Raw genomic sequence first — 12,030 nt, 5'->3', positions numbered from 1 at the left:
AAAGTTGAACCCATACCTCTTTCTTATGTCATTTCCAATTCAACTTATATCCTAATATTTAATATTGCGCGATTACCTGATCTGCACATAAGGAGCCATTTTCTCCAGCATCTTCATTCCGATTCCTTTCACTTTGGTCAGATCGCTGACTTTGGTAAAAGGACCATGCGAATTACGATAATCAATAATGGCTTGCGCCTTTTTCTCCCCAATTCCAGGAAGGTCCATAAGCTTCGCTGCCGGAGCTGTATTGACATCAATTTTACCATTGTCGACAGCTTCATTGCTCACCATTGCTTGGTTATTGTCTGTTGAAACAACCGCTGCCTCGGATTTCGTTTGTGTCCCATCAGTAGGAGTATCCGTTTGCTTAACTGCAACTGTCTGATCCACTGCAACTGTCTGATCAACCACTTTCCCTGCTGTGGCATCAACCAGATTAGTCTCTACAGGGGCCTCTGTTGTTAACGGTCTCTGTTCTGCATCGGAAGCTTTCGTTTGTTCCTGAACCAAAGTAGCCGACTGTACAGCAGGGGTTTCCTGCTCTATCGTCGGCTTCTCGGTGGCGAGCTGCATAGGTTCCCAGCCAGAAGGCGGCTGTTCACTTTTGCCCGACCATAATATTAGTATACATCCGACCACCGCAGCAGCAATGGTCATCCCCTTGTTCCATCTCATCTCTTCCACACCTCTCCCTGGATTCAAAATAAATCTATTCTGAACACGGGCGGTGCTTCCGAACCGTTGGACTTGCCTGGTAAACCAAGCTGTACTATTTTCATGTCATGTGAAGCAGGTCTTGACGCATACACTAGAGGGAAAGAACTGCGCCATTACCGTAAAGCATGAAAGGAGGCCTGAACAATGAAGGTTGGATTTATCGGAACCGGCAGCATGGGCAGCCTGCTGATCTATGCCTTGATTCAATCCGGTGCACTTGAGCCACGGCAGATCGCCGCCAGCAATAGAACCCCTTCCAAAGTACGGCAGTTATCCCTCCGTTACCCCGGTCTGCATGAATCACAGAGCAACCGGGAAACCGTCATCCGCAGCAATATCATCTTTTTGTGCGTGAAGCCACTTGAATTCAAACATGTCATTGACGACATCCTGCCTGTCGTGAATCCCAATCATATAATCGTCTCGATCACCAGTCCCGTGCAGCTGCGCCATCTGGAATCTTCACTTCCTTGCAAAGTCTCCAAAGTTATCCCCAGCGTTACGCACCAGGTCGGCAGCGGAGCGTCCCTGTGTATTCACGGTGAGCGAATGACTACCGAAGACCGCGCTGTGCTGGAAGGGCTGCTCAGTCATATCGGCAGACCCTATCAAGTGGATGAAGCCTGTACCCGGATCACATCCGACTTCTCCAGCTGCGGACCTGCATTCATATCGTTCTTTCTGGAGCAATGGATCGAGAGTGCCGTCAAGCTTACAGGCATCAAACGAGCCGACGCCTGCGCTCTTGCCGGCGAGATGCTCCTGGGAACAGGCAAGCTGCTCACCGAAGGAGGATACACCCCGCAAGAACTTCAGGCTCGCGTGGCTGTACCTGGCGGCATCACCGCACAGGCACTTGCCCTGCTAAAGGTAAGTCTGAATGGTGTTTTTGACAGTCTGATCCAGACGACTCACGACAAATATGATGAAGATTTGTTGAAGCTGGATGAACTATTCAAAACCGGTGAGATTAACCGGCAACAATATTAACGAGTTTGCCTGGAACGGCAATGACCTTGCGAATGGTCTTGCCTTCCAGTGCCTGCTTCACAGGTGCCAGTTCCATTGTAAAGTCCTGCATGCCCTGTGCGTCCAGATCCTTCGCGATCGTAGCACGGGTTACAATTTTGCCATTCACTTGAACAACAATCTCCACTTCGGCATCTACCGTCATGGACTCATCATACTCAGGCCAAGCTACATAAGAGATTCCACCATCATGACCGAGACGGCTCCACAGCTCCTCTGCCATATGCGGTGCCAGCGGTGATAACAGCTGTACAAAGTTCTCCATGGCTTCACGCGGCAGCGTATCTGCTTTGTATGCATCGTTGATGAAGATCATCAGCTGGCTGATCGCTGTGTTGAAACGCAGATGTTCCAGATCCTCTGTAACCTTTTTGATTGTCTTGTGTGCAGTGCGCTTGAACTCATCGGTTCCACCATCGGCTGTGATCTTTTCATGGATTGCACCTGTATCTTCGTTGATGAACAGACGCCATACACGTGACAGGAAGCGATGCATGCCCTCAACCCCGTTAGCGTTCCACGGTTTTGTAGCCTCCAGAGGCCCCATGAACATTTCATACAGACGCAATGTATCTGCACCGAATTCATTAACGATCTCATCCGGGTTAATAACATTACCACGGGATTTACTCATCTTCTCATTGTTGGTTCCCAGGATCATGCCTTGGTTGACCAGTTTGTGGAACGGCTCTTTGGTATGCACCACACCCAGATCATACAGCACTTTATGCCAGAAACGAGCGTACAGCAAGTGAAGCACTGCGTGCTCTGCTCCCCCGATGTACAGATCAACCGGCAGCCACTGCTGCTGTTTCTCTTGAGAGATCAATTCCTTGTCATTGTGCGGATCGATAAAGCGCAGGTAATACCAGCAGCTACCGGCCCATTGTGGCATTGTGTTCGTCTCGCGACGTGCTTTCATTCCCGTTTCCGGATCTACGGTGTTAACCCATTCCGTAACATTCGCCAGTGGTGACTCTCCAGTGCCCGAAGGTTTGATCTGGTCAATATCCGGCAGCAGCAAAGGCAATTGATCTTCCGGCACCGTCTTCATCGTTCCGTCTTCCAGATGCAGAATCGGGATTGGCTCACCCCAGTAACGCTGACGGCTGAACAGCCAATCGCGCAGACGATAGGTGACCTTGCCTTGTCCCTTACCGTTCTCTTCCAACCAGGCGATCATCTTCGCAATCGCTTCTTCGTTGTTCAATCCGTTCAGGAAATCGGAGTTCACATGCGGTCCGTCTCCGGAATACGCTTCTTGTGTCACGTCGCCACCCTGTACAACCTCGATGATGTCCAGACCAAACTGTTTCGCAAACTCCCAGTCACGAGCGTCATGTCCCGGAACGGCCATGATCGCCCCTGTGCCGTATCCAGCCAGAACATAATCGGCGATCCAGATTGGCACCTTCGCTCCATTTACCGGATTGATTGCATAAGTTCCTGTGAACACACCCGTTTTGTCTTTAGCCAAATCGGTACGTTCCAGATCGCTTTTGCGAGCAGCCTGTTCCTGATATGACTTGATTGCTTCACGCTGTTCAGCAGTTGTAATGACTTCCACCAGCTCATGCTCAGGTGCCAATACAGCATAACTTGCGCCAAACAAAGTATCTGCACGTGTCGTAAACACTTTGATGACTTCTTCATGACCCTCAATGGCAAAAGTAACTTCCGCCCCGGTCGATTTGCCGATCCAGTTGCGCTGCATATCCTTGATACTTTCCGACCAGTCCAGCTCTTCCAGGTCTTCCAGCAAACGCTCTGCATATTCCGTAATTCTCAATACCCATTGGCGCATCGGTTTACGAACGACCGGATGTCCACCACGCTCACTCTTGCCATCGATAACTTCTTCGTTCGCCAGTACTGTACCCAAAGCTTCGCACCAGTTCACAGGCACTTCATCTACATAAGCCAGGCCTTTATTGTACAACTGGATGAAGATCCATTGCGTCCATTTGTAATAGTCAGGGTCTGTTGTACTGATCTCACGATCCCAGTCATATGAGAAACCCAGTGATTTGATCTGGCGACGGAAATTGTCAATATTGCGGAATGTAATATCCCGTGGATGCTCACCAGTATCCAATGCATGCTGCTCAGCAGGCAGGCCGAAAGCGTCCCAACCCATTGGATGCAATACATTGAAGCCGCGCATACGTTTGAAACGGGATACGATATCCGTTGCCGTGTATCCTTCCGGGTGACCTACGTGCAGGCCTGAGCCGGATGGATATGGAAACATATCCAGGGCATAGAACTTCGGTTTAGCCGGGTCCTCACCCGTTTTAAACGTTTTGTTGTCATCCCAGTATTGCTGCCAACTTTTCTCCATGTCTTGTGGCTTATAGCCGTGTTTCGGCTGTTGATTCTCACTCATCTATTGTTCCTCCTCTGGTTATTCGCTTTTATTGCAACAAAAAAACCTCAGCATCCCGTAGCGTTTGCAGCGCTAGGGACGAGAGGTTGAATTCCCGTGGTACCACCCTAGTTAGCGGACGATCGTGCTTCGTCATCCACTCCCTTTGGACCTGTAACGGCGGTTAACCGATGCGGATTTCCATTCCTGAACCGGAGTGTTAATGAGTCGGTTGCAAGATGGTGTAATCACCGCATTTCTCCAAGGCGAGTTCGTGAAATACTGTCAACCGACTTGCACCAACCGCCGGCTCTCTGTCATGTACAGGACTCACTACTGATCCTTATCATCGAAATATGTATACGATATGATCGGAAACATTATATAAAAAAACAGCATTAAAGTCAATATTACACTGTCTGTTGAGTATAAGCAATGCCATGCATCAGTATACACATTAAGACGACTGGAATCGCTTGATTCCTTCTTCTAGGTTATCAATCGACCACTTAATGTGTTCCTTGTTATCGTATTGACGATATGGACACTCGATTCTCAGCGCCAGATCAAAGTACAGATCATATAAACTTCTTCTTTTTCGTTCACTGTCTGTTGTAACTGCTCTACCATAGCCTTTGAGGAATCCCGGTGTATTATTAAAATGACTGAAGTAGTGCTCCATCAGAGGATCTGCCCAAAGGGAACGTTCGAAATCGATAATGGCCGTGATCTGCCCCGCCTCCACAAATACATTCCCATCCCATAAATCCCAATGCACAAGCACAGGCTCTTTGACATCCTCCAGCACATCCGATTTTTCTTGAATCAAACGCTCCAGTTCCTCATAACGAATCGAAAATTCCACACCCGCTGCTTTGCTATCTCCCAGCATATCATCCATTAAGCAAAGGAAAGCTTCTCTCCACGTCGTATAATGCGGTTTCTTTGAGGAAAAGTAACCAAACTTCTCTCCTTTAATTTCATTGATTCGACGATTGTGGGCACCCAGCTGCTGCTCTATGGATTCCTGCTCTTCTGCACTGTACTGATCTTTGACTTTGTTATACGGCGTTCCTGGCATGTATTCCATAATAAAATATTCTGCCGGAACCAGGGTGAGCGATGGATCGTAGGCCAATACCCGGGGAACGGGTACATCCTGAAGTTCTGCCACAAGTCGTAGTGCCTCAACCTCAGCAACCATAACTTGCTGTTCACAGCGCATCAGCTTAATGCCATTAGAAGGAGCAATTTTGAGTACAACCTTCTGTCCGTCTTTCTTGGTGATAAAGTAAGCGTGGTTTGCCCAGCCGTCGATCATCTCTTTGTATTCTTGGATACCTGTGTTAAAGTGCTGCTGCACAATTCTGTCTAATTGTTCGGAAGTCAGCCTTGTTTTGTATGTACTTTCCATTCTACACCCCACCCGGAATTAAATTTTCAGGATTCTACTAATTAGAAAACGTTTTCCATCCAACTATTATGGCTTCCTTTAACCCTACTGGCAATAACTTTTATTACATATAAAAAAACATTCTTATAGACAAAGAACTGCCCTTATACATCATAAGGACAGTTCTTTATCATACTCCTATTTCACGGCTACATAGAATAGACGCTGTGCGCCTTCTCCCGCCTCTTTCCACTCAAAATCAGCATAAACACGTACATCTCTGAAGCCGGCCTTCGTGAGCTCCAGCTTCATCCAGTCAGGATCATACGCGCGCTGAACATGAACCTCTTCAAACCGTTGGTACATATCCTTGCCGCTCTCAGCCACACGTGAAAATATACTTAGATGATGCTCAATCTCACACCGATCTTGATCCATATCACAGGTCCAAATATACGATACGGAGCGTTCGTCCAACACAAATGGTTGCTCTTCTTCGTATCGAATAAGGGTATTCGGATGATGTACATCGAACAGGAATGTGCCCTCCGGCTTTAGCATCTCGTAAGTACGCTGAAAGGTACGAACGACATCCTCTTTTTCAAGCAGATAATTCACGCAATCACAGAACGATATCACCGAGTCCACAGGCTCCGGAACTCTCCAGTCCCGCATATCCTGCTGCACCCAGCGGACACTGCCTTCCCGATATAAGCGGTGGCCTTGAGGTGTGGCCTCCATTTTACTGCGCGCAACAGACAACATGTCCGCCGACAGGTCAATACCTGTAACTTCAAAGCCAGAGTTCACTAGTGGGATCGTAATTGAGCCGGTTCCACAGCCCAGTTCAGCCACACTTTTCGGCATGCCATGCCGTTCCCAAGCCGTTCTCGCAAACCTTATCCAGTCCGGATAAGGCATATCCTCCATTAATTCATCGTACACATAGGCAAATTTCCGGTAAGACATGTCAGGCACCGCACTTTCAATTTCATTTTCGAATCTCTTTTGAACAAAAGAAAAAGCAGGGGCGTCCGGAGTTCACCCAGCCTTGCCCTGCCTTTACTTGTGGATTCAAGCGCATACTTGATCCATGATACCTGTTTGTCTACTTGTCCTCGTTCTGATCCTGAGGTACAGACTCTGTCAGATAGGTCCAGTTTTCCTTTTGAGTTACCAGACCGTCCTTCATCAGTTTACCCAAGGCCCGTTTGAAAGCGGATTTACTAATACCAAAGCGCTGCTTGATGATGTCCGGCGGGGTTGCATCCGAATACGGCATGCCGCCCGTAGGGCGTTCTTTCATGAAAGCAAGCAGTTTGTCTGCATCTTCGTTGCGACCAACCTCTTTGAGAGGAGACATTGCCAGATTGACACGTCCATCTTCACGGACCATAGTTACCCGGCAGTTTACCTTTTCACCCAGACGCAGCATCCGGTTACGCTCCGAGGAATGGATCATGCCAATGGCTCCAAATCCCAGCACTCCACCTTCAACAAGTACAAACGTACCCATCTGAAGTGTCTTGTACACCGTAGCTTCAACCCATTGATTAACCCATGAGGTTGGCGCATGGAAAGACAATGGTGCAAGCTCACGTTCTCCGGCCAATTTCGCACGCAAACGTCCCTGCTTGTCATGTTCCATAATAACAAAGACTTCATCGCCCACCTGGGGACGCAGCTCTTCCAATTCAGACAGCTCACGAATCGGGAGCAGCAATTGCCGCCCAAGCCCCATCTCGAGGAAACAGCCGAGGCGTGGGTGAATATCAGCCACAACCAGACGTGCCATTTCGCCAAGAGTGAGATATGGTTTTTTCATGGTTGCCGCAAGGCGATCTTCCGTATCAAAGAACAGAAAGACCTCCAGCGTTTCTCCAATTTTCACGTCCCGTGTGAGCTCCGTATAGTGAAGCAGTACATCTTCCGATCCTGTCGTCAAAAAGTAGCCAAATGGAGACACTTCACGTGAAACCGGCAAGTTGACGACTGTTCCTGCGATCAAACTCATACCGTTTCCACCACTTTGGCATCAGACCACAGTCGTTCAATGTTGTAATACTCACGCTCGTCGCGGTGGAAGATATGAACAACCACATCACCCATATCCATCAATACCCAACGTGCCGAATCCATACCTTCGATGCCTTTGATATTCACGCCGGCAGCATGCGCCTGTTTACGAATCTCTGTTGCAATCGCCTGTACCTGAGTATCGGAATTCCCGTGACAGATAACAAAATAGTCCGCTACCAGCGAGATACCAATCAGATCCAGTGCTACAATGTTGGATGCTTTTTTATCGTCAGCGGCCGCAACCGCCATATTCATAAGTTCTTTCGATGATACTGTCATGAACCAACCTCCATAATCTAATCTATAAATGTGCAATCAAATCATTTCGCGACAACATGGTCAAAGGATAAATAACACGGCGCTGCGAGATCAATAAGCTGATTGTCGAGTCGAAACCGGCAATTAAACCTTCTTCCAGACTGTGCTCAGCCTGTTCGCGAATATGATTTACTCCCGGGAAATCTCTTCCCGGTTCAATATAATCCGCAAGACATACCACTTTATCCAGCAGGCTCATGCCCACTCGACCCGAGGTATGCCAACGAATAGCATTAATAATTTCGGCATCATCGATGCCGTAGTCACGTTCAGCAACAAAAGCACCCACTTCGGAATGCCAGAGTTGCTTGTCATGCTGCAAAAGTTCTTCGTTCAAACCATTATCACGGATGACCGCTTCCATCTCAGATACGGGCCAATACTTGGCCACATCATGCAAGATTGCTGCCAGATCCGCTTTTACAGGATCAGCACCATATTTTTCAGCCAATAACACTGCCGACTCCATGACACCCAGCGTATGCTTCCAACGCTTCTCCGGCATTTGACCGGAAACTGCGCGGATCAGTTCGTCACGGCTTAGTCCCATATAAACCGCTCCTTACAATGTATTGGTGCACCTCATCAGGAATCATGAAACGTACCGAATGACCTTTGGCAAGACGTCTGCGTACGGCTGTCGATGATATGTCCACTAGGGGCATCTCAGCCAACAATACCCGATCCTGCAACGCGTCCGGCAGGTCATCCAGATGTAACTGGAATCCCGGTCTTCCCACACCGATGAAGGTTAAACGTTCGGCGAGCTCTTCGATCTGCTCCCATTTGGGAAGATAGTTCACCATATCCGCTCCAACAATGAAGTAAAATTCATGCTGCGGATAGCGACGCCAAAGCTCCTTCATGGTATCAATGGTATAGGACACACCGCCAAGTTCCATCTCGATACCCAGCACCTCATATTGCTGCACACCTTTCACAGCCGCTTCCGTCATATCGAGACGTTGCTGTCCCGAAGCTCCGGCGCCGCGTTTGTGAGGTGGAACATGGGAAGGCATGAACCAGATCTCATCCAGTGCATGCGAATCCCTTGCCGCTTCAGCTGCCAGGAGGTGTCCCATGTGGATCGGATCAAACGTACCACCCATGATACCGATCTTCACCCGCGTCACACTCCCTTATCTAGGTAGTTCGATTTGTTTGTTATCGCGCGATTCTTTGTACAGGATGATTGTGTTACCGATGACTTGTACAAGCTCACTACCCGTTTCACGGGCAACTTCTTCGGCCATCTCTTTTCTGTCCTCGTCATTGTTGTTGAGCACTTGCACTTTCATCAATTCGCGCTTCTCAATCGCATCTTCGATGTGACGGAACAGGTGCTCATTCGTTCCCCCTTTGCCGATTTGAAATACAGGGGTCAGATGATGTGCCTGTGAACGCAAAAAGCGCTTTTGTTTACCGTTTAACATGAATACTCCATACTCCTTATGGTGAGCAAGCCTCAGCAACAGCACAATGACTGTCGGGGCCTGACCGTTCAATTATATTTTTACAATATTAAAAACTGTCTAACACAGCTCGCCGCATCGTCTCCACGGGCGCCGGGATGCCGAGCCAGTGCTCGAATGCTACCGCACCCTGGTATATAAACATACCAAGACCACCATGCACAGTACATCCACGCTGCCTTGACTCGCGAAGCAGGCGTGTTTCCAGCGGATTGTAGATAAGGTCGCTTACTGCTGCACCTGCTCGAATGAGTGCAGGGTCAACAGGCACGTCATCTACATGCGGATGCATGCCTGCGGCTGTCGTGTTAATCACGATATCTGCCGAAGCCAGTACCGCAGCAGCCTCTTCCATTCCACTACCCGTGATGTCGCCCAGTCCATGAGCCCGCAGATCGGAAGCAAGGGCTACGGCTCTGTCGGCAGTACGGTTAAGAATACTAATCTGTTCAGGCTTTTCCAAAGCAAGGGCGTATATCACACCTCTCGCTGCTCCGCCAGCCCCCAGTACAGCGATACGTTTGCCTGCGAGTTCAGGAACAGCTTCTTCCTTCAAGGAACGCACATAACCGATGCCATCCGTATTATACCCGGTCAGCTTGCCTTCTTCATTAACAATGGTGTTCACCGCGCCAATCAGGCGTGCACTTTCATCAATGACATCAAGATACTGCATGACCTGTTCTTTGTGCGGAATGGTTACATTCACACCACGATACCCCAGCGCCACAATGCCTCGAATGGCTGATTCCAGCTGCTCGGGACGAACATGCAGTGGCATATACATTCCATTCACTCCTGCAGCCTGCAGAGCCGCATTATGCATGGCAGGCGATTTGGAATGTGCAATAGGATCACCCATGACGCCAAGCAGGACAGGTAGTGAAGGATTTGTTTTTTTCTGTTCCGACATACTTCCGCCTCCGATCTGATGAAAATGCTACTGTGATTACATTAGATCAAGGATGGGCGGATCAATACACGAATACCTTTTGGAGCATGAACAGCTACAAGGGCCCCATTCTCACCGTTAACCTTAATCCAGCCCAGTCCGGAAATGAATACATCCGACTGACTACCACGTTTGATTCGAAACTCATGTCTGGTCCATTCAGGCATATCTGCTGCATCTTCACGTGTTGGTGGAGACAGCAACTCACCCAGATGGTCACGATACAAGTCGTCTGCACGTTCCAACTTCGTCCGGTGAATATCAAGCGCAGTGCTGATAAAACAAGTGAAGGACTGACGATCTCCTTCTACAAAGTCAAAACGAGCCATACCGCCAAAGAACAGCGTCTGACCAGAATTCAATTGGTAAACGGCCGGTTTAAGCGGTTTTTCCGGCATAATGGCAGCCAGATCCTTACGGGATACAATCTCACTGAAACGCCAAGGGTATACAATTCCCGGTGTATCAATAATAGCTTTTCCATCGTCCAGTGGAATATTAACCATATCCAGCGTCGTCCCTGGATAGCGGGATGTTGTGAGTTCCTGCTCGAGATCACTGTAGTCACGAATCAGACGGTTAATCAGTGTGGATTTACCCACATTAGTACCACCAACCACGTATACGTCACGATCTCCGCGATACGTCCCAACAAGCTCAAGCAGTCGGTCGAAGCCCTGATTTTGCTTCGCACTGCACAGAACGACATCTACCGTACGCAAACCTTGTTCTTTGGCCTGTTTCTGCACCCAATTGCGGACCTTGTTCCAGTTGGTTACTTTTGGTAGCAAGTCCGTTTTGTTTACGGCAAGCAATACCGGATTGTTGCCTACAAAACGCTGCAAACCAGAGATGATACTGCCATCAAAGTCAAACAAATCAACGATATGGATGACAAGTGCATCCTTATCCCCGATTTTGCTCAGCAGGGCCAGGAACTCGTCCTGATCCACTGTAACGGATGATGACTCATTGTAATTTTTGATACGGAAACAACGCTGGCAAATGACGGGTTCACGATCCAACGCTTTTTCGGGGATAAATCCTGGTAATTCCGGGTTTTCCGTTTGCAGATGCACTCCGCATCCGCTGCACCTTACGGCAATATTGCCGTTATGCGGTTCTGTCATTTCTTCTTTTCCTCCTCAAGCCATAAGCCTTTCTTGCGCAAACTCGTTAGAGCAATCCGTTCCACGCGCCGATTGAAGCGGGTCATGAAGCCTTCATCTCCGATGGAGATTGGCAACACCAGAACCGTATAAAGTCCCAGTCGATTACCTCCAAAGACATCTGTAAGCATCTGATCGCCTACGACAATCGTTTTTTCAGGAGTTAACTCCATCATTTTCATTGCTCTACGAAACGGAACATTCGATGGTTTGCGTGCACTATGCACAAACTGGATATCCAGTGGCGTCGCAAACAGGGATACACGATTCAAATTGTTATTGGACACAATCATGAGCTGGAAACCAGCCTCTTTGACACGTGCGAACCACTCGATCAGTTCGGGCGTGGCGTCAGGAGCTTTGGCCCCAACGAGTGTATTGTCCAGATCAGTTATAATTCCACGGTAGCCTTGAGCGTATAGCTCTTCCAGATTAATGTCAAAAACCGTGTCTACACGCAGCTTGGGCATTAACATTTCAAACAAAGAAGTCACCTCAGTTTCATACGACACACTATATCACAAATCCGTCTT

The 12,030-nt window shown here is 48.5% G+C and carries 13 protein-coding genes and 1 other annotated feature; of the genes, 1 reads left to right on the top strand and 12 read right to left on the bottom strand.

Translation table 11 applies throughout. The annotated features are described in order from the left end of the window. Positions 1-72: 72 nt before the first annotated feature. Positions 73-678 carry a ComEA family DNA-binding protein gene (locus ACR1R9_RS04725; protein WP_076288060.1) on the bottom strand — a complete coding sequence of 202 codons (606 nt, stop codon included), beginning with the start codon at positions 676-678 and terminating at the stop codon, positions 73-75. 186 nt (positions 679-864) lie between these two features. Here ACR1R9_RS04725 and comER point away from each other — a divergent pair, with 186 nt between their 5' ends. Beyond that, on the top strand, positions 865-1,710 hold the full coding sequence (gene comER, locus ACR1R9_RS04720) for a late competence protein ComER (protein ID WP_064636343.1): 846 nt from the start codon (positions 865-867) through the stop codon (positions 1,708-1,710). Here comER and leuS read toward each other — a convergent pair. The 11 genes from leuS to ACR1R9_RS04665 form a co-directional block, all read right to left on the bottom strand. Beyond that, entirely contained in the window at positions 1,691-4,135 is a 2,445-nt protein-coding gene (leuS, locus tag ACR1R9_RS04715) for a leucine--tRNA ligase (RefSeq protein WP_310853757.1), read from the bottom strand. The genes comER and leuS overlap by 20 nt on opposite strands. A 71-nt stretch (positions 4,136-4,206) precedes the next feature. Then, positions 4,207-4,473 (bottom strand) — a binding site (T-box leader). 98 nt (positions 4,474-4,571) lie between these two features. Further along, entirely contained in the window at positions 4,572-5,528 is a 957-nt protein-coding gene (locus tag ACR1R9_RS04710) for a phosphotransferase family protein (RefSeq protein WP_433921603.1), read from the bottom strand. Positions 5,529-5,705: 177 nt separating this feature from the next. Continuing rightward, the gene (locus ACR1R9_RS04705; protein ID WP_076288056.1) at positions 5,706-6,476 is read right to left on the bottom strand and encodes a class I SAM-dependent DNA methyltransferase; all 771 of its coding nucleotides are present in this window, start codon (positions 6,474-6,476) and stop codon (positions 5,706-5,708) included. A 139-nt stretch (positions 6,477-6,615) separates the two neighbouring features. Further along, a complete protein-coding gene (locus tag ACR1R9_RS04700; protein ID WP_063567272.1) occupies positions 6,616-7,521 on the bottom strand; it encodes a CvfB family protein in 906 nt (301 codons plus the stop codon). Then, complete coding sequence (gene rsfS / locus ACR1R9_RS04695) at positions 7,518-7,865, bottom strand: ribosome silencing factor (RefSeq protein WP_072734522.1); 348 nt, start codon at positions 7,863-7,865, stop codon at positions 7,518-7,520. The genes ACR1R9_RS04700 and rsfS overlap by 4 nt, the downstream gene beginning before the upstream one ends. Positions 7,866-7,887: 22 nt before the next feature. Then, positions 7,888-8,454 (bottom strand): bis(5'-nucleosyl)-tetraphosphatase (symmetrical) YqeK, encoded by a 567-nt coding sequence (yqeK, locus tag ACR1R9_RS04690; RefSeq protein ID WP_076288054.1) that lies wholly within the window; start codon positions 8,452-8,454, stop codon positions 7,888-7,890. After that, positions 8,438-9,028 (bottom strand): nicotinate-nucleotide adenylyltransferase, encoded by a 591-nt coding sequence (locus ACR1R9_RS04685; RefSeq protein WP_072734524.1) that lies wholly within the window; start codon positions 9,026-9,028, stop codon positions 8,438-8,440. The genes yqeK and ACR1R9_RS04685 overlap by 17 nt, the downstream gene beginning before the upstream one ends. 15 nt (positions 9,029-9,043) lie before the next feature. Beyond that, a complete protein-coding gene (yhbY, locus tag ACR1R9_RS04680; protein ID WP_063567269.1) occupies positions 9,044-9,337 on the bottom strand; it encodes a ribosome assembly RNA-binding protein YhbY in 294 nt (97 codons plus the stop codon). Positions 9,338-9,425: 88 nt separating this feature from the next. Continuing rightward, entirely contained in the window at positions 9,426-10,289 is an 864-nt protein-coding gene (gene aroE / locus ACR1R9_RS04675) for a shikimate dehydrogenase (protein WP_076288053.1), read from the bottom strand. Between the two features lie 41 nt (positions 10,290-10,330). Beyond that, the gene (yqeH, locus tag ACR1R9_RS04670) at positions 10,331-11,458 is read right to left on the bottom strand and encodes a ribosome biogenesis GTPase YqeH (RefSeq protein WP_024628522.1); all 1,128 of its coding nucleotides are present in this window, start codon (positions 11,456-11,458) and stop codon (positions 10,331-10,333) included. Next, the gene (locus ACR1R9_RS04665; protein WP_076288052.1) at positions 11,455-11,982 is read right to left on the bottom strand and encodes a YqeG family HAD IIIA-type phosphatase; all 528 of its coding nucleotides are present in this window, start codon (positions 11,980-11,982) and stop codon (positions 11,455-11,457) included. The genes yqeH and ACR1R9_RS04665 overlap by 4 nt, the downstream gene beginning before the upstream one ends. Positions 11,983-12,030: the final 48 nt, after the last annotated feature.

Source organism: Paenibacillus taichungensis (assembly GCF_050994985.1).
GTDB lineage: Bacteria > Bacillota > Bacilli > Paenibacillales > Paenibacillaceae > Paenibacillus > Paenibacillus taichungensis.
The sequence above is the reverse complement of the archived record's forward strand: the minus strand, read 5'-3'. Positions and strand labels throughout refer to the sequence as shown.

Bases quoted from the DNA above. Each gene is read 5' to 3' on its own strand.
- ACR1R9_RS04710 (WP_433921603.1), bottom strand. From the start codon at position 5,528: ATGGAAAGTACATACAAAACAAGGCTGACTTCCGAACAATTAGACAGA.
- yqeK (WP_076288054.1), bottom strand. From the start codon at position 8,454: ATGGGACTAAGCCGTGACGAACTGATCCGCGCAGTTTCCGGTCAAATG.
- leuS (WP_310853757.1), bottom strand. From the start codon at position 4,135: ATGAGTGAGAATCAACAGCCGAAACACGGCTATAAGCCACAAGACATG.
- aroE (WP_076288053.1), bottom strand. From the start codon at position 10,289: ATGTCGGAACAGAAAAAAACAAATCCTTCACTACCTGTCCTGCTTGGC.
- ACR1R9_RS04725 (WP_076288060.1), bottom strand. From the start codon at position 678: ATGAGATGGAACAAGGGGATGACCATTGCTGCTGCGGTGGTCGGATGT.
- rsfS (WP_072734522.1), bottom strand. From the start codon at position 7,865: ATGACAGTATCATCGAAAGAACTTATGAATATGGCGGTTGCGGCCGCT.
- yqeH (WP_024628522.1), bottom strand. From the start codon at position 11,458: ATGACAGAACCGCATAACGGCAATATTGCCGTAAGGTGCAGCGGATGC.
- ACR1R9_RS04700 (WP_063567272.1), bottom strand. From the start codon at position 7,521: ATGAGTTTGATCGCAGGAACAGTCGTCAACTTGCCGGTTTCACGTGAA.
- comER (WP_064636343.1), top strand. From the start codon at position 865: ATGAAGGTTGGATTTATCGGAACCGGCAGCATGGGCAGCCTGCTGATC.
- ACR1R9_RS04705 (WP_076288056.1), bottom strand. From the start codon at position 6,476: ATGTCTTACCGGAAATTTGCCTATGTGTACGATGAATTAATGGAGGAT.
- yhbY (WP_063567269.1), bottom strand. From the start codon at position 9,337: ATGTTAAACGGTAAACAAAAGCGCTTTTTGCGTTCACAGGCACATCAT.